We start from the raw sequence: 17,466 nt of genomic DNA on the forward strand, positions 1-17,466 counted from the left end.
TCACTTGCGCGGCTTGACCCGTGCCGTCGCTTCGGCCACCAACGGATCATCCGGCCAGTAATGCTTGGGGTAGCGCCCCTTCAAGTCCTTCTTCACTTCGACATAGGTGCTGCGCCAGAAGTTGGCCAGGTCCTGGGTCACCTGCACCGGCCGGCGTGCCGGCGACAGCAGGTGCAGCTTGACCACCTGGCGTCCGCCGGCGATGCGCGGGGTATCGGCCAGGCCGAAGAGCTCCTGCAAGCGCACCGCCAGGATGGGTGGATGCTCACTGTAGTCCAGGCGAATCGACGAGCCCGAGGGCACGCTCAAGTGATGGGGAGCCAGCTCGTCCAGGCGCTGCGGCAATGGCCAGGGCAGCAGGTTGTGAACGATGCTGGACAAATCCAGGTTGGCGAAATGACTGAGGCGCGAGACTCGCCCCAGATAGGGCATCAACCAGTGTTCGAGGCTGTCCAGCAACGCCCCGTCGCTGACATCGGGCCATTCGCTTTCGCCCTTGGCGTCCAGGTCGAGCCGACGCAGCAGCGCAACCCGCGCCTGCCATTGTCGCAGCTCCGGGGTCCAGGGCAGCAGCTCCAGGCCCTTGCGCCGAACCAGGTTCACCAGCGCCTGGCTGCGCGCCGATTCGTCCAGGCCGGTCAGCGGTTCGCGGCTGAGGACCAGCTCACCGACCTTGCGCTGGCGCTCGGCCCGCAACACGCCTTCGCGTTCATCCCAGTCCAGTTGATCCACCGTGCGAACCTGCTCGGCCAGCACCGAATCGAACAGCGTCGGGTCGAAATCCGTCGCCAGATAGATGCGCTCCTCCCGCTGGCCCTGGCGGCTGCCGAGGTCGGCGATCACCAGCCACGGTTGCTTCATCAGGCTGTCAGCCTCGGCAAACAGCGCGGCACGGCCGTTGGCCAGGCGATATTCCGCACCACCGGGCCGCCGCTGCTGGGCGACGCGATCCGGATAGGCCAACGCCAGCAGCGCACCGAGCCAGCGCGGATGATCGGGGTCGGCTACGGCCTCTTCGGCCTTGCCCCGCAGATAGCCGCGATATTGCCGGGCCAGTTGCCGCGCCCGTTGCACCCCGCCCTGGGCGCCGCGTGCCGCACGCTCTTCGCCGGACAACAGGGCCAGGCGACTGTGCAGGTCGGCGCCGGCGCCCCGGAGAATGTCTCGCTCACCCAACAGCGCCGCGACGTTGCACGCCATCTCCGCCAGCCCCAAGGCCTGGCCGCGCAGCAGCAGATGGGCAATGCGTGGATGGGCCGGCAACTCGGCCATGGCCTGGCCATGGCGCGTCAGTTGCTCGCCTTCCAGGGCGCCCAGGCGTTGCAGCAGGTCCTGGGCCTGGGCGTATGCGGCGGCAGGCGGGACGTCGAGCCAGACCAGCTGTTGCGGCGCCACGCCCCAGCGTCCCAATTGCAAGGCCAGCCCGGCCAGATCCGCCGAAAGAATCTCGGCGCTGCCGTAGGCCGCCAGTTGTTCGTGCTGGTCCTCGGACCACAAGCGGTAGCACACCCCCGGCTCCAGCCGCCCGGCGCGACCGGCCCGCTGGGTGGCGCTGGCCCGGGAGATACGCTGGGTGTCGAGGCGGGTCATGCCGCTGCCCGGGTCGAAACGTGGCACTCGGGCCAGTCCGGCATCGATCACCACCCGCACGCCGTCGATGGTCAGGCTGGTTTCCGCGATATTGGTGGCCAGCACCACTTTGCGTCGGCCCGCTGGCGCGGGGTCGATGGCGGCGCGCTGGGCCGCCAGGTCCAATTCGCCATGCAGCGGGCACAGCAGCACATCGCCGCTCTCGCCCAAGGCATCGGCCAATTGCTGATGGACGCGGCGGATCTCCGCTTGCCCAGGCAAAAACACCAGCACGCTGCCCGTTTCATCGTGCAGGGCTTGCAGCACTGTCTGCACCAGCCGCGGCTCGATGAATTCGCCGGGCTGGAACGGACGGCCCCAACGCACCGTCACGGGAAACATCCGCCCCTGGCTGCGCAGGATCGGCGCGCTATCCAGCAGCCCGGCCAGGCGCTCGCCTTCGAGGGTGGCGGACATCAGCAGGATCTTCAGCGGCTGCTCTTCGCGAAACAGCTCCCGGCCGTTGAGGCTCAAGGCCAGGGCCAGGTCGGCATCGAGGCTGCGTTCATGAAACTCATCGAAAATCAGCAAGCCCACGCCTTCCAGCGCCGGATCGTCCTGCAGGCGGCGGGTGAGGATGCCTTCGGTGACCACTTCGATACGGGTTTTCGGGCCTACCTTGCTGTCCAGGCGAATCCGGTAGCCCACCGTTTCACCGACCTTTTCCCCCAGTTCGCTGGCCAGCCGCTCGGCCGCCGCCCGGGCCGCCAGGCGCCGGGGTTCGAGCATCAGGATGGTCTGTCCGGCCAGCCAGGGCTCGTTCAGCAAGGCCAGGGGAACGCGGGTGGTTTTACCGGCACCGGGCGGTGCTTCGAGCACGGCTTCGTGGCGCGATGCCAAGGCTTGGCGCAGGGCGGGTAAAACTTCATCAATCGGCAAAAAAATCATGCGGGTGGCCTGTACGGTTAATTCAAGTGCTCAACTTCGAGTGCCAAGGCTTGTCAGGCAAGGCGCATGACGACTCGTAGCCCGCTACGGCGAGGATTGGCAACGCAGCCTGGCAAGTTCTGGCGCCGAAGTTGAGTGCACAAATTAGCCACACAGGCCACTAGCTCCAGAACGGAGGGCCGAGTATAACGGCGAACTGTTTCGCGTGGTCTGGACTCCAACCAGCAACGCCTTTACCTGCTCGGGAGATTGTTATGCGTATGCCATTTCGCGTGATCGGCGGCGTCCTGGTCGCCACCCTGCTGACCCAGCTCAGTGCCTGCGGCTCGATCTTCTATCCCGATCGCCGTGGACAGATCGATGGCAAGATCGACCCGGCCATCGCCGCCCTCGATGCCGTCGGCCTGCTGTTCTACATTATTCCCGGCCTGATCGCGTTCGCCGTGGACTTTGCCACCGGCGCCATCTACTTCGAACCGGGCAAGAGCGCCCAGATCGCCCCGGAGAAACTCAAGCCGGCCATCAACGCCGACGGCAGTGTCGACAACCATAAGCTGCAAGCGATCCTGGAAAGCGAACTGGGCCGCAGCTTCCCGCTGGACGATCCACGGCTGATCCAGCACAAGGGCAGCGCCCAGCAACTGGCTGCCTTCGGCCTCAAGCCTGCCGCATGAAGGGCGCCGCCGAAGGAACGAGCGCGTCATGACTACCAGCACCGAGCATGCCCGTTTGCTGCGCCTGGCCACCCGCGCCTCGGTGGCCGTGGCGTTGATCCTGATCGTCGCCAAGGCCCTGGCCTGGTGGTTGAGCGGGTCGGTGAGCATGCTCGCCGGCCTGACCGACTCGGCGCTGGACGGTGTCACCTCACTGCTCAACCTGTTGGCGGTGCATTACGCCCTGCGCCCCGCCGACGACGACCACCGCTACGGGCACGGCAAGGCCGAGTCCCTGGCCGGCATGGCCCAGGCGCTGTTCATCGGGGGCAGTGCCGTGCTCATCGCGCTGCAGGCGTTCGAACGCATGAAAGCGCCGGTCCCGGTGGATGCGCCCTGGCTGAGTGTCGGTGTGATCGTGTTTTCGTTGGTGCTGACCCTGGCGCTGCTGGCGTTGCAGCATCGAGTCATCCGTGCCACTGGCTCCAACGCGGTGCGTGCCGACTCGCTGCATTACCGCTCCGACCTGTTGCTCAATGGCAGCATCCTGGTAGCACTGGTGCTGGCCGGGCTCGGCTGGTTCCAGGTCGATGCGTGGTTCGGCCTGGGCATCGCCGCGTACATTCTGTGGAGCGCCGTGCAGATCGCCCGGGAAAGCTTCGCGGTGCTGATGGACGAGGAACTGCCGCCCGATGTCAGCCAGCATATGCTGGAACTGGCTTGCGCCGTGCCGGGCGTGCTCGGTGCCCATGACCTGCGTACGCGAATCTCCGGCAACCACTGGTTCGTGCAGTTGCACCTGGAGTTACCAGGGGACCTGACCCTGTCCGTGGCCCATGGCCTCAGCGACCAGGCCGCCGACGCCATCCACCAGGCCTATCCGAAGGCAGAAGTGTTGGTCCATGCCGATCCGTCGGAAGTGGTGAAGCACACCAGCGCTTGATGCCGGACACAGAAGCAGGTGTCGACGCTGATTCGGTTGTGGGTATCAGTAGGTCACCTGATACCCACGGCTGCTCAAGCAACCACCCTGGGCCTGGCGATAGGTCTGTACCACTTCCGGTGCCGGCGGGTAGGTGTAGTTGCGCGGGTCGAAGCCGCTCTGCTGCACTGCCCAGCGATAGCACTCGTAGCCATCCTGGTTGACCTGTTCGGGGGACTGGCCGTTGGCCGGATAAGCCAACACGTCGAAACCGTTACCTTGGGGCTGCGGCTGCGGGTTGGCCACCGGCGCGTCGACCACCACATAATCCCGGGTGTTGGCTTCATAGATGTAATAGGCCCCGGCAGCGAGGAAAAACAGCGAACTGCCGATCCACACTTCCCGGGCGTAATCGGGCAGATAACGGGTACGAATGCCTCGTGGCGGCTGCACCACGACGTAGCGCGGCCCCTGGGGTCGATACCAGTAGCCACCCGAATAGAAATAATCCTCGCCGCGATAGGGCACGCGATAGTGACGGTCCGGAAAACGGTCGATCACATACCCGGGACGATACTGCGGCCCTGGGCCCCAGCCGTTGCCATGCCCGTCCGGTCTACCGGCCCAGTGCGGATCGGGACGGCTGTCATGGCCAGGTCGCGACCCATTGGCCGGGTAACCCTCGCTGCGGCGCGGAATATCGCGGTAGTAACCCGGCTGCGGCTCCCGGGTCTGGGTCACGCTGTCGGGACGGCCCTGGATCGGCAGGTTGTTGCCGGGTTGCTGCTGCGGCGGGCGACCGTAGGCGTTGGGATCGTAAGGTGGACGAACGTCCTGCTGCCCACTGGGGTACTGCGGCTGGACCTCGAACTGCCGACTGTTATCGCCACGAATGATCTCGTTGCCTTGGGGCCGGGGCTGGCCTGGGTAACCCTGCGGGCCGCCACGATTCTGCTGATCGTCGGCCATTCCCTGCGCACTGACACTTGCCCACAACAGACCAACACCTGCCAAACGCCAGATGCGCGACTTCATGAAATTCCTCACACGGGTTCAGGGCCTGAACATGAGACTGGAAAAGCCCAGGCCGGTTCTGCACAGATTATCAGCCCCGGGGCTTATTTCGCAGGCATAAAAAAGGGAGGCCCGTCGGCCTCCCCTTGTGAATTTTGTCCGTGCTCGACGCTTTTGACGTCGGCTCACCTCACGCCGTCTTCTGGACAGTGTGCAGCTCGGGGGCCTGCCGGCACCGGTGGGTGCCGCGACCGCAGCCGGCCTGATTCGGCGGGCTGCACTGGACTGTTTGTCCGAGCAGTGATCTTGGTGATAAGGATAGGCTTCACGGGCCGACAGATGATTGCGAAGATTGCTGCTTTAAACATCACTTGCGCAATTTTTAACCCCAGAGAGATAATCTGCCGCAATTATCAAGATAAAGGCCCGACCGATGAGCAAACTCGACCGTTACGACCTGAGCATATTGGCGGAATTGCAGCGCGATGCGCGGATCTCCAACCAGGAACTGGCCGAGCGCATCGGTCTGTCGCCCTCCCCTTGCTCGCGACGAGTCAAGCAGCTGGAAGACGACGGTTATATTTCACGCCAGGTCGCCCTGCTCGATCGCAAGATGCTCGGCCTGAGCCTGACGGCCTATGTGCTGATCGGCATGGATCGCCACACGCCCGAGCGTTTCGAGAATTTCGAGGCGGCCATCCGCAACCTGCCGCAGGTCCTGGAATGCAGCCTGGTGACCGGCATGGACGCGGACTACCAGCTCAAGGTGGTGGTACCGGACATGGACCATTACCAAAAGCTGCTGCTGGGACATCTGACCCGGATCGACGGCGTAACCAGCGTGCGTTCGAGCTTCGTACTGAACCAGGTGCTCAACAGCACCGAGTTGCCGTTGACTCACCTGCGTAACTGAATATCCCCATGAAATCCTGAGCAAGCGATGGCGGTGGACCGGCCAAATCACTGACAGCGGTAATGCCGCCATCGCGAGCAAGCTCGCTCCCACAGGGGGGCCGGGCGCATGGATATTGCGCTTGTCATAAATCCAACGTGGGAGCGAGCTTGCTCGTGATCGCGTCAGCCCAGGCGATGAATAGCTGCGACACACCGCCGCAGGCCAATCCCCCGCGCTTGCACCATGCCGTATACTCGCCGCGCCTTTTCAACCCCGCCCACGCCGGAGTGTTTCGATGGATCCTGCCGTTTTCGAAGAGTGGATGATGACTGGCCTGGTCAGCATCCTGATCATTTTCATGGGTTTCATCGTCTGGGACCTGGCCAAGAAATCCAAGGCCGGACGCTTCGGCTCGTTCATCCTGTTCTTCGTGCTGGGCCTTGGCGTGGCAGCGTTCATCATCAAGAGCGTGGTGATCGGCCTGATCGAATCCGGGACGCTATAAGCGCGCCGGCACTTCCCTCCACTGCCCCTGGCCGAGCCCTTCGATCGTCCAGTCGCCGATCCTGACCCGCACCAGGCGCAACGTCGGCAAGCCCACCGCAGCAGTCATGCGCCGGACCTGGCGGTTGCGCCCCTCGCGAATCACCAATTCCAGCCAGCTCGTAGGCACGCTCTTGCGAAAGCGCACGGGTGGGTTGCGTGGCCACAGCTGCGGCTCATCCAACTGCCGCGCCTCGGCCGGCAAGGTCATGCCGTCGTTCAACTCCACGCCATCGCGCAGACGCTGCAACTGCCCGGCACTCGGCTCGCCTTCCACCTGCACCCAATAGGTCTTGGCCAGCTTATGCCTAGGGTCGGCAATGCGCGCCTGCAATTGCCCATCGTTGGTGAGCAGCAGCAACCCTTCACTGTCGCGATCCAGCCGCCCGGCCGGATAAATGCCCGGTATGTCGATGAAATCCTTGAGCGTCGCCCGCCCCTGGCCATCGCTGAACTGGGTCAGCACATCGAAGGGTTTGTTGAACAGGATCAGCTTCGGCTCCGCCGGCGGGGCCTTGGCCACGCGGCGCGGCGCGGTTGCCTGTGGCTTCGCGCCGGGACGACGGGAAGCGGGACGAGGAGAACGGGGCATAGTGGCACGGCATCTAGCGATCAGGGCCGCCAATGCTAGTGGCCCGACCGCTAAATAACCACCGTCACATCAGCGGAACGGAGGCTCGTCGAAGCTGCGCAGCTTGCGGGAGTGCAAGGAGTTCAGCTCGGTGCGCAGCAGGTCCAGCGCGGCGATGCCGATCTTCAGGTGCTGGTTGACCGCCCGTTCATAGAACGCGTTGGCCGAACCGGGCAGCTTGATCTCGCTGTGCAGCGGCTTGTCCGAAACGCACAGCAACGTGCCATACGGCACCCGCAGGCGATAACCCTGGGCCGCGATGGTGCCGCTCTCCATATCCACCGCCACGGCACGAGACAGGTTGATCAACGGACGTTCCTGGGCCCAGCGCAGTTCCCAGTTGCGGTCATCGTAGGTCAGTACCGTGCCGGTACGCAGGCGCTTCTTAAGCTCGTCGCCCTTCTCGCCGGTGATATTCGCCGCGGCCTGCTGGAGCGCCAGTTGCACTTCCGCCAGGGCCGGAATCGGAATGTTCGGCGGTACCACCCGGTCGAGGATGCCATCGCGGCGCATGTAGGCGTGGGCCAGGACATAGTCGCCGATGGTCTGGGACTGCCGCAGGCCGCCGCAGTGACCGATCATCAGCCAGCAATGCGGTCGCAGTACCGCCAGGTGGTCGGTAATGTTCTTGGCGTTGGACGGACCCACCCCGATGTTCACCAGGGTCACGCCATGGCCGTCGCTGGCCTGCAGGTGATAGGCCGGCATCTGGTAGCGGTGCCAGACCACGCCGGCGGCGATGGCCGAGGCTTCGCCGTGGTCCATGTTCTTGTCGATGATCACGTTGCCCGGCAGGACCATGCGCACGAAACGCGGATCGCTGCGCAACTGCTCCAGGCCGTGGACGATGAACTGGTCGACATAGCGGTGATAGTTGGTCAGCAGGATCCACGGTTGCACATGGCGCCAGTCGCTACCGGTGTAGTGCACCAGTCGACGCAGGGAGAAGTCCACGCGGGCGGCATCGAACAGCGCCAGGGGCAACGGGTCGGTATTTTCCCAGTCATAGAGCCCGTCGGCGATGCCGTCGGTGGCGGCCGACAGGTCTGTGCTGGGGAAAACCCGCGCCAGCACCGCTGCCGTCACGCCGGAGCCGGCCAGTTCGTCACCCTGCTCGACCACGTACGGGTACGGGATGTTCTGTTCGCTGACACCCACTTCCACGGTGACGGTAAAGTCATGCATCAGCGGGACGAGCTGTTCCAGCAGGTATTTACGGAACGCGGCAGGGTGGGTAACGGTGACGCAATAAGTGCCCGGCAGCTGGACCTTGGCGTAGGCCCGGGTGGTTTGTGGGACTTCGCCGTGGCAATGGTAGGTCAGGCGCAGGGCGGGATAGCGAAACAAGGCCCGCTGCTCGGCATCCGGTTCGATTCGATCCTTGAGGTAACGCATGAGCGCCTGGTTCAGCGCGGTGGTCGCACGCTCGTGCAGTGCCGCGAGCCGGTCTACGGCTTGCTCGGCGGTTTGAACGACAATAAACGCTTCGGTCACGATCAGCTTCCTGTGTTCTGACTTGCAGGCCTTCATCTTGCCTGCATCGCCGCCCGACGGGAACAGTGGCGTATTGGCGCGCTCGATCATTCACCCACAATTGATCTTCAGCCCCTGTGGAGGCCAGCTTGATCGCTCCCACAGGGAGAGGTGGTGTTTCTAAAAGCCATGCGGAGTCGAGCGCGCCACGATCGCCTCGACATTCAACCCCCGAGGCAGGGCTCCATACGCCCGGCCGGTCGAACCCAGGCGACTTGCGATGAAGGCATCGCTGACCTCGCTGTTCCCCGCCTCCAGCAACAGCCTGGCTTGCAGGCCCACGGCGATGTCTTCGGTAAACTGCCGGGCGCGGTACTGGATGTCGTCGGTGTCCTTGAACGCCGTGTGCAGTCCCTCGATATGGGCGGCCAGGCGTTTGTCGCCGTGGCCGTCGCCCAGTTCGCTGAACAGCACTTCCAGCACCCCCGGTTCCTTGGACAGGGCCCGCAATACATCCAGGCATTGCACGTTGCCGGAGCCTTCCCATGTCGAGTTGACCGGCGCTTCCCGGTACAGGCGCGGCAGGATGCTGTCTTCCACGTAACCGGCACCGCCCATGCATTCGGCGGCCTCGTTGATCATTCCGGGGGCGCGCTTGCAGATCCAGTATTTGCCCACCGCCGTCACCAGCCGGGCGAACCTGGCCTCGTGCTCGTCACTCAAGTGATCCAGCGCCCGGCCCATGCGCAGGCTCAGGGCCAGGGCGGCCTCGCTTTCCAGGGCGAGGTCGGCCAGGACGTTCTGCATCAGCGGCTGCTCGCTCAGCAACCGGCCGCCGACCTGGCGGTGCGCGCAATGATGGCTGGCCTGGGTCAGGGCCTGGCGCATCAGGGCGCTGGAACCGACCATGCAATCGAAGCGTGTCATGGCAACCATCTCGATGATGGTCGGTACCCCCCGCCCCTCTTCGCCCATCATCCAGGCCAGGGCCCCACGGAACTCGACTTCGCTGGAGGCATTGGAACAATTGCCCAGCTTGTTCTTCAACCGCTGAATGTAGAACTGATTGCGGGTGTCGTCCGGGCGGTGGCGCGGCAGCAGGAAACAGCTCAACCCCTTGTCGGTCTGGGCCAGGGTCAGGAAGGCATCGCACATCGGTGCCGAACAGAACCATTTGTGACCCACCAGCTCATAGGCCTGCCCCGGACCGCTGGCGCCCACCGGATAGGCCTTGGTGGTGTTGGCGCGCACATCGGTGCCGCCCTGTTTCTCGGTCATCGCCATGCCAAGGGTGACCCCGGCCTTGTGCGCCATGCCGACATTGCGCGGGTCGTATTCGGTGGCGAGCACTTTCGGCAGCCAGCGCTCGGCCAGGTCCGGTTGCAGGCGCAACGCCGGCACGCTGGCGAAGGTCATGGTCAACGGGCAACCGGTGCCCGCTTCGGCCTGGCTATGCAGGTAGGTCATCGAAGCCCGGGCGACGTGGGCACCGGGTTGCGGATGGGCCCAAGGCAGACTGGGCAGGCCATGCTCGATGGCGGTGCGCATCAACTGATGGTAGGCGGGATGGAATTCCACCAGGTCGATGCGGTGGCCATAACGGTCATGGCTGGAAAACACCGGCTTGTTCTGGTTGGCCAGGAAGCCCGCCTCCATCAACGGCCCACCGGCCAGCGCGCCGTACTCATCGATCCGCGCCTGTGCCCAGCCAGCACCAAAACGCTGCGACCACTGTTGCAGCGGCAGGTCGATGCGATACAGGTTGGCACCGTCCAGGGAGGGGGGCTGATTGGTGACGTCGTGGGTTTCGGCGAACTGGTGCAGGTTCATGACGGGGCTCCTCGGTCGGCCAGCAGACCTTCAGTTAAGCACCGCCTCCAGGCCGAACAAAGTGTCATACCTGCCTAAATATCGGCGCTTTCACCCTGCTTCGGACAAAGCACCCGCCGTTGCAGGATCGTCTGCAACACCTCGAATTTCACCGGTTTGCTCAGGTAATCGATCAAAGAACCCGAGGGACAGAAAGGCTGCTCCAGGGAGGGACTGACCACCAGCACCGGCACATCTTCACACCCGGCCAGGGTACGGATCTGGCAGCAGACCGCCGCCCCGTCCAGCGGGGTCGACTGGCAGTCGAGCAACACCGCATCGAAACTGTCTTGCTGCAACAGTTCCAGTGCCGCATGCCCGTTGTCGACCGTACGCACCCGATAGCCAAGCTTGAGCAACATGCCGCGCATGACCAACTGATCGACGCTATTGTCATCGGCCAACAGCACCGTGCAGTCCTGGGGCCGGCGAGCGCCCTGCCGAGCGCCGAACGAAAACGGCGTGGGCACGGACACGGGCAGTGCCGTCTCGAATTCGACGTCCAGCTGGAAACGGCTGCCACGGCCGGGCTCGGAGGTATGGGTCAAACGGCCACCGAGCAACTCCACCAGTTGCCGGCAAATCGCCAGGCCGACGCCGAGACCACCGAACTCACGGGTCATCGAGCCGTCGAGCTGGAAGAACCGCTGGTACAACGTCGCCTCGCCCAGGTCGGTGAAGCCGATGCCGGTATCGATCACGGCGAAGGACAGCGCCCATCGATCGAGCGCCGTTGGCCTGCCACTGACTCGCAGCGCAAGCCCCCCCACCCGGGTGAACTTGATGGCATTGTCCAACAGGCACTCCAGGCATTGCGCCAGCTTGCCGCTGTCCCCCAGCAGGCGATCCGCCACGCCGGATGCCACGTCAACCTTGAAATCCAGCCCCTTGGCCCCGGCATTGCTGCCGAACTGCACCTGCAGGGCATCGATCATCCCGCGAAGGCTGAACGGTGCCGGCGAAACCTTGAGCTTGCCCGCCTGCAACTCGGTGAGGGTGAGCATACCGTTGACCATACGCATCATGTCCCGCGCCGAACCGGCGGCGGTCTGCTGGTACTGGATCAGCTCCTCCCCCATTTCGACGGTTTCCATCAGCTCCAGGGAACCGATCACACCATTCATGGGGGTACGCAGCTCGTGGGTCAGGGTGGCGAGGAATTCGTCCTTGAGCTTGTTGCCCTGGGCCAACTGCTGGTTGAGCATTTCCAGTTTCTGCCCGGCGTCGAACAGCGTCTGGGCCTGCTGTTCACGCATGGCGTTGATGCGGTCGGCCAGGGCCAGGGACAACAGCGCCACCTCGATGGCCGAGCCGATCTGGCTGGCGTACATGGTCAGGAAGACGTTCGGCAGGTAGCCGAGCACCATCATCGTGTTGACGATGCCCCCCACCAAGAACGCCGACCAGGCGATGATGAAGTAACGAGCCACCCGCAACCCGCGCCACCAGGCGAACAACCCGGCGGCAAAGATCACCACGGTGAAGACCAGCGCCAGTAGTGTCGCCAGACGCAGTGCCAGGGCGTAGCTGGTCATCAAAGACAGGCCGATCACCACGGCGCTGTAGGCGATCAAGGCCAGCAACAGCCGGTCCATCCAGCGGCAGTACTGGGTGGTCTGCAGGAAGCTGCGGGCGAACTGGCTGCCGAACAGTCCTGCGCAACCGATGAAGAACGGCGTCGCGGCGTTGGCCCACCAGGGGCTGTCCGGCCAGAAGAACTCCACCGCCGCGCCGTTGACCGACAACTGATAGAGGCCGAACGAAGCGATGTAGACGATGTAATAGAGGTAGCTGGTGTCCCGCACGCTCAGGTAGATGAACAGGTTGTAGACCAGCATCCCCAGCAACACGCCATAGATGATCCCCAACACATACAGGCGCACCGGTTGCTGTTCGAGGTAAGCGGTGCTGGACCACAGCGTCAGCGGCGCCTGGATCGACCCCTCGCTCTGCAGGCGCAGATACACGGTCTGGCGCTGGTCGGGCTTGAAGTCCAGGCTGAAGACATAGTTGTTCTGGCGAATTTCCCGGGCGGCGAACGGCAGCGCATCGCCGGTCCGGCGAACCAGGCGATACGCTCCCGTGGCGTCCGGCAGGTACAGGTCGAGGTGGTCCAGCGGCGGATACGCCAGCTCCAGCAGCCAGGTGCGCTGGGCCTGGGGATTCTCGGGACGGTAGTGCAGGTCGATCTTCAGCCAGAACGCCGACCGTGAATAACCGGCGTTGAGGGTGTCCTTGCCATGGGGCTTGAAGCCACCGGTTGCGGCCTGGGCCATGACATCGTCGAGGGTGGCCGTGCCGTTGACGTCTTCGAAAACCTGCATGGCCTGACCCAGGGACAGGCGTTGGGTGAACTCATTGAATTCGAGGGCGCTCGCCAAGGGGGGCAAGCACAGCAGCAACATCAGCAAATAGCGCATTTAAGCCCCAGCGTGGCCTGTCCGGTTGAGTCAGGAAGCCCCCCATTCCCTGAGTAGACGTAAAACCGGCATTACCTGTTATGTGTTGGATCCATCTTTAGCATAGCCGCTGATGGCCAATCTGCACCATTGAAATTTTTCCACCAGAACGCTCTAGAACGGGCGTTTCAGCGCAATGCATTGAGCTAGAGCTGTTGCTTTGGTCAGATTGCGATGCGCCCCTGCAGCCAGGCTCGAGGGTGGCGAGGGGAATTTAGCGTTTCGCCAGGCTCTGTACGAAAAGTCTTGAGACGAAGGTCAGGCAGTGCGGGGCAGTTTTCAACGCAGCATGAACAGGCATCAAGGCTTTTGGTACAGGGCCTTGGATCCCTCGCCACACATAAATCCTGCCTGCAGCTGTTTCCCCTGCTACAGGCGTGCGCCGATCGAATGGGTTTGGTGGTAAGCTCGCGCACCATGAATATCTACAGCTCTCGCCCCGTTGTCCTCTGTCTCTCCGGCCACGACCCCAGTGGGGGCGCCGGCCTGCAGGCAGATATCGAAGCCTTGCTCGCCCAGGGTTGTCACGCCGCTGCGGCGGTTACCGCGCTGACCGTGCAAGACACGGTGAACGTGAGCGATTTCCGCGTACTCGACCGGGAGTGGGTCCTGGCGCAAGCCAATGCCGTGCTCAACGATTCGTCGGTGGCGGCAGTCAAGCTGGGCATGCTCGGCTCGCTGGAAATGGTCGACACCGTGGTCGAGCTGCTCCAGGCGCATCCGCATTTGCCGACGGTCTGCGACCCGGTGCTGCGCGCCGGCGGCGGTGGTCGCCTGGGCAAGGATGAAGTCGGCTACGCCATGCGCGAACGCCTGTTGCCCTTGTCGATCATTGCCACCCCCAATCTGCCCGAAGCCCGCATCCTCGCCGAACTGCCCGAGGGCAGCGCGGATGAATGCGCCGAAAAACTGCTGCCCTTCGTCAAGCACCTGTTGATCACCGGCGGTCATGGCGACGAACATGAAGTTCACAATCGCCTGTATAGCCGGGACGGTCGTCGCGAAACCTTTACCTGCCAGCGCCTGCCCGGCAGCTACCATGGCTCCGGCTGCACCCTGGCCAGCGCCCTGGCCGGCCGACTGGCCCAGGGCGAACAGCTTGCCAGCGCCGTGAAGACAGCCCTGGACTACACCTGGCGCACCTTGCGCGATGCCGAACAGCTGGGCAAAGGCCAGTTCGTGCCGCGTCGCCTGCCGCTGGATTTCTGCTCCTAGCACCGGAGGCCTGTTGCATGAAACTACGTGGCCTTTACGCCATCACCGATAGCCAGTTACTGGCCGGCAAGTTCCTCGCCTATGTCGAAGCGGCACTGGAAGGTGGCGTCACCCTGCTGCAATACCGCGACAAGAGCAGCGACGAAGCACGGCGCCTGCGCGAAGCCGAAGCGCTGCGCAACCTGTGCGAACGCTACAAGACCCAGCTGATCATCAACGACGATGCCGAGCTGGCTGCGCGCCTGGGCGTCGGCGTGCACCTGGGACAGACCGATGGCCCGCTGGCACCGGTGCGGGCGCTGCTCGGGCGCAAGGCGATCATCGGCTCCACCTGCCATTCCAGCCTGGAGCTGGCCGAACAGGCGGCCAGCGAGGGTGCCAGCTATGTCGCCTTCGGACGCTTCTTCAACTCCAACACCAAGCCCGGCGCGCCCAGCGCAAACCTTGAACTGCTCGAACAGGCCCGCGTCAAACTGCATATCCCGGTATGCGCCATTGGCGGCATCACCCTGGACAATGCCGCCCCGCTGGTGGCCCACGGTGTCGACCTGCTCGCCGTGGTCCACGGCCTGTTCGGCGCCGACAGCACCGCCGAGGTGACGCGCCGCGCCCGCGCCTTCAACAGCCTGTTGCACATCAACTGATTCCGATTTCGAGAGACCGACCATGTCCCGTTCCGAAACCCTGTTTGCCAACGCCCAGAAACATATCCCCGGCGGCGTGAACTCCCCCGTCCGTGCATTCAAGAGCGTCGGCGGCACCCCGCTGTTCTTCAAGCACGCCGAAGGCGCATATGTCACCGACGAAGACGACAAGCGCTACGTGGACTACGTGGGCTCGTGGGGCCCGATGATCCTCGGGCACAGCCATCCGGACGTGCTGGATGCCGTACGCCGGCAACTGGAGCACGGCCTGTCCTACGGTGCCCCGACCGCGATGGAAACCGAGATGGCCGACTTGGTCTGCTCCATCGTGCCGTCCATGGAGATGGTGCGCATGGTCAGCTCCGGCACCGAGGCGACCATGAGCGCCATCCGCCTGGCCCGCGGCTACACCGGTCGCGACAGCATCATCAAGTTCGAAGGCTGCTACCACGGCCATTCCGACAGCCTGCTGGTCAAGGCCGGTTCCGGCGCGTTGACCCAAGGCGTGCCCAGCTCGGCCGGCGTGCCGGCGGCATTCGCCAAACACACCCTGACCCTGCCGTTCAACGATCTGGAAGAAGTCGAGAAGATGCTCGGCGAAGTCGGCCAGGAAGTGGCGTGCATCATCGTCGAGCCGGTGGCCGGCAACATGAACTGCGTTCCGCCGGCCCCCGGTTTCCTCGAAGGCTTGCGCAGCCTGTGTGACCAACATGGCGTGGTGCTGATCTTCGATGAAGTGATGACCGGTTTTCGCGTGTCCCTCGGCGGAGCCCAGGCCCATTACGGCGTGACTCCGGACCTGAGCACCTTCGGCAAGATCATCGGCGGTGGCATGCCAGTGGGCTGCTTCGGCGGCAAGCGCGCCATCATGGAATGCATCGCGCCGCTGGGCCCGGTCTACCAGGCCGGCACTCTGTCGGGCAACCCGCTGGCCATGGCCGCCGGCCTGACCACCTTGCGCCTGATCAGCCGCCCCGGCTTCCACGCCGAGCTGACCGACTACACCACCCGCCTGCTCGACGGCCTGCAGATTCGTGCGGACGCCGCAGGCATCCCGTTCGTGACCACCCAGGCCGGCGGCATGTTCGGGCTGTACTTCAGCGGCGCAGACGACATCGTGACCTTCGAAGATGTCATGGCCAGCGATGCAGATCGCTTCAAGCGCTTCTTCCACCTGATGCTCGAAGGCGGCGTCTACCTGGCACCGAGCGCATTCGAAGCCGGCTTTACCTCCATCGCCCATGGCGAGGCCGAGCTGAAGATCACCCTCGATGCGGCCGAACGAGCCTTCGCTGCGCTGAAGTAAGCCTGTGGATAACTGACGCTGGCTGACACCAGCGTCAGTGATTGACGATAGCCCCCGGCCTCTTTTCCTACGCCTTTACCCCTGAAGCCGCCATTGATGCCCATCAGCAGCAGAAAAACGAGTAAAGACTTTGTAAGGATGGCCCTGCTTATTTCATAATGCGCGCTTATTGGATCCCCCGGAGGGTCCGCGCGCCCCTCAGAGGTAAGTCGATTCCCATGAACCGCACCGGCCGCACCCTTGCCCTGGGCTGCCTGTTGCTCCTTCAGCCCCTGCTGGCGAATGCACAGGCAGGCGGCAACTCGTTGTTGATCCCGGCGATGGGCCGTTGCACGCTCAACACCCAGCCACAAGATCTCGCACCGGCGCTCGACGCCTGTCGAAAAGCGGCGGACGCAGGCGATGCTCAAGCGCAATACGAGCTGGGTGAGTTCTACTACGACGGCAAGGCCGCGCCACGCGACCTCAAGCTGGCCCTCGACTATTTCGAAAAAGCCTCGCTGCAAGGCCATGCCCAGGCGCAGTTCAAGCTGGGCGGCATGTTCTTCCATGGCGAAGGCGTACCCGCCAATAACGTCCAGGCCTACATTGTCCTGAAGATGGCAGCGGTCAATGGCGCCGAAGAAGCCCTGGACACCGCCGACGAAGTCGCCGAGCAGATGCCCCGCGACGAGCTGGAAGTGGCAACCCAGGTGCTGGGACAGATCTTCCGCAAATACCTGATGGAATTGCAGAACGCCGACGGGCGCACGCCTTTTTCACCACTGCCCTGACTATTCTTCGGCCTTGATGGCCTCATCGCGAGCAAGCTCGCTCCCAAATGGGCTCTCTGTGCGCACAAGTTTGCGAGCATCGACAATCCAGTGTGGGAGCGAGCTTGCTCGCGATTGGGAGCACCTCGGTCTTGACTTACTTCTCGGGCATCGGCATCGGAAATGGCATCACGTTGCCAACCGTGCCACGGGCTTCGCTGATTTTCGGGGTGCCCAGGCGCTCCACCTCGTCGATACGCACGATCGAGTGCATCGGCACAAAACTGCGCACCACGCCTTCGAACTGTGCCTTGAGCTTTTCTTCACTCGGATCGACGACCACCTGCGTGCGCTCGCCGAAGACGAACTCTTCTACCTCCAGGAAGCCCCACAGATCGCTCTGGTAGATCTGCTTGGCGTACATCTCGAACACCTGGCCCTGGTTGAGGAAAATCACCTTGTAGATTGGAGCTTCACGTTTGGTCATGGCAGGCGAAACACATCGGCGGGTAAAAATGAGGGCGCGAACTATAGCATAGCCGTTGCTCGCACAGCGGTAGGAACCGGGGGACT

General features: G+C 63.7%; 15 protein-coding genes. 8 read left to right on the top strand and 7 right to left on the bottom strand.

Features of this window, described 5'->3' with window-relative positions; all coding sequences use genetic code 11:
- Nucleotides 1-2,517, bottom strand: coding sequence for an ATP-dependent helicase HrpB (hrpB, locus tag AC1M7R_RS07450; RefSeq protein WP_490610324.1), 2,517 nt, complete (start codon nt 2,515-2,517; stop codon nt 1-3).
- 254 nt (nt 2,518-2,771) lie between these two features.
- On the opposite strand from hrpB, the gene AC1M7R_RS07455 reads away from it, so the two are divergent.
- Together AC1M7R_RS07455 and AC1M7R_RS07460 are read left to right on the top strand one after the other, a co-directional pair.
- Complete coding sequence (locus AC1M7R_RS07455; RefSeq protein ID WP_053151726.1) at nt 2,772-3,191, top strand: hypothetical protein; 420 nt, start codon at nt 2,772-2,774, stop codon at nt 3,189-3,191.
- A 28-nt stretch (nt 3,192-3,219) separates the two neighbouring features.
- Nucleotides 3,220-4,113 (top strand): cation diffusion facilitator family transporter, encoded by an 894-nt coding sequence (locus AC1M7R_RS07460; RefSeq protein WP_072395912.1) that lies wholly within the window; start codon nt 3,220-3,222, stop codon nt 4,111-4,113.
- 45 nt (nt 4,114-4,158) lie between these two features.
- Here the strand turns inward: AC1M7R_RS07460 and AC1M7R_RS07465 are convergent, their stop codons facing one another.
- The gene (locus AC1M7R_RS07465; protein ID WP_076406212.1) at nt 4,159-5,127 is read right to left on the bottom strand and encodes a DUF6515 family protein; all 969 of its coding nucleotides are present in this window, start codon (nt 5,125-5,127) and stop codon (nt 4,159-4,161) included.
- Between the two features lie 412 nt (nt 5,128-5,539).
- Here AC1M7R_RS07465 and AC1M7R_RS07470 point away from each other — a divergent pair, with 412 nt between their 5' ends.
- Both AC1M7R_RS07470 and AC1M7R_RS07475 read left to right on the top strand, forming a co-directional pair.
- Nucleotides 5,540-6,019: an Lrp/AsnC family transcriptional regulator gene (locus AC1M7R_RS07470; RefSeq protein ID WP_072395908.1), complete on the top strand. Its 480-nt coding sequence runs from the start codon at nt 5,540-5,542 to the stop codon at nt 6,017-6,019.
- Between the two features lie 277 nt (nt 6,020-6,296).
- Entirely contained in the window at nt 6,297-6,506 is a 210-nt protein-coding gene (locus AC1M7R_RS07475) for a DUF2788 domain-containing protein (RefSeq protein ID WP_039594082.1), read from the top strand.
- Here AC1M7R_RS07475 and AC1M7R_RS07480 read toward each other — a convergent pair.
- The 4 genes from AC1M7R_RS07480 to AC1M7R_RS07495 all read right to left on the bottom strand — a co-directional run bounded on the left by AC1M7R_RS07480 (nt 6,501) and on the right by AC1M7R_RS07495 (nt 12,937).
- Nucleotides 6,501-7,067 (bottom strand): pseudouridine synthase, encoded by a 567-nt coding sequence (locus tag AC1M7R_RS07480; protein ID WP_165887860.1) that lies wholly within the window; start codon nt 7,065-7,067, stop codon nt 6,501-6,503. The genes AC1M7R_RS07475 and AC1M7R_RS07480 overlap by 6 nt on opposite strands.
- Before the next feature lie 138 nt (nt 7,068-7,205).
- A complete protein-coding gene (gene amn, locus AC1M7R_RS07485) occupies nt 7,206-8,705 on the bottom strand; it encodes an AMP nucleosidase (RefSeq protein ID WP_165887859.1) in 1,500 nt (499 codons plus the stop codon).
- A 123-nt stretch (nt 8,706-8,828) separates the two neighbouring features.
- Nucleotides 8,829-10,478, bottom strand: coding sequence for an acyl-CoA dehydrogenase family protein (locus AC1M7R_RS07490; RefSeq protein WP_092181317.1), 1,650 nt, complete (start codon nt 10,476-10,478; stop codon nt 8,829-8,831).
- A 74-nt stretch (nt 10,479-10,552) separates the two neighbouring features.
- Nucleotides 10,553-12,937 (bottom strand): hybrid sensor histidine kinase/response regulator, encoded by a 2,385-nt coding sequence (locus AC1M7R_RS07495; RefSeq protein WP_072395902.1) that lies wholly within the window; start codon nt 12,935-12,937, stop codon nt 10,553-10,555.
- A gap of 456 nt (nt 12,938-13,393) precedes the next feature.
- Here AC1M7R_RS07495 and AC1M7R_RS07500 point away from each other — a divergent pair, with 456 nt between their 5' ends.
- The 4 genes from AC1M7R_RS07500 to AC1M7R_RS07515 all read left to right on the top strand — a co-directional run bounded on the left by AC1M7R_RS07500 (nt 13,394) and on the right by AC1M7R_RS07515 (nt 16,914).
- Complete coding sequence (locus AC1M7R_RS07500) at nt 13,394-14,191, top strand: bifunctional hydroxymethylpyrimidine kinase/phosphomethylpyrimidine kinase (RefSeq protein ID WP_072395892.1); 798 nt, start codon at nt 13,394-13,396, stop codon at nt 14,189-14,191.
- Nucleotides 14,192-14,208: 17 nt separating this feature from the next.
- The gene (gene thiE, locus AC1M7R_RS07505; protein ID WP_072395890.1) at nt 14,209-14,835 is read left to right on the top strand and encodes a thiamine phosphate synthase; all 627 of its coding nucleotides are present in this window, start codon (nt 14,209-14,211) and stop codon (nt 14,833-14,835) included.
- 22 nt (nt 14,836-14,857) lie between these two features.
- The gene (hemL, locus tag AC1M7R_RS07510) at nt 14,858-16,141 is read left to right on the top strand and encodes a glutamate-1-semialdehyde 2,1-aminomutase (protein ID WP_072395888.1); all 1,284 of its coding nucleotides are present in this window, start codon (nt 14,858-14,860) and stop codon (nt 16,139-16,141) included.
- 218 nt (nt 16,142-16,359) lie between these two features.
- A complete protein-coding gene (locus tag AC1M7R_RS07515; RefSeq protein ID WP_072395876.1) occupies nt 16,360-16,914 on the top strand; it encodes a tetratricopeptide repeat protein in 555 nt (184 codons plus the stop codon).
- Nucleotides 16,915-17,050: 136 nt separating this feature from the next.
- Here the strand turns inward: AC1M7R_RS07515 and AC1M7R_RS07520 are convergent, their stop codons facing one another.
- Entirely contained in the window at nt 17,051-17,380 is a 330-nt protein-coding gene (locus tag AC1M7R_RS07520; protein WP_024780849.1) for a DUF1820 family protein, read from the bottom strand.
- Nucleotides 17,381-17,466: the final 86 nt, after the last annotated feature.

Source organism: Pseudomonas sp. MS01C9, from assembly GCF_058202755.1.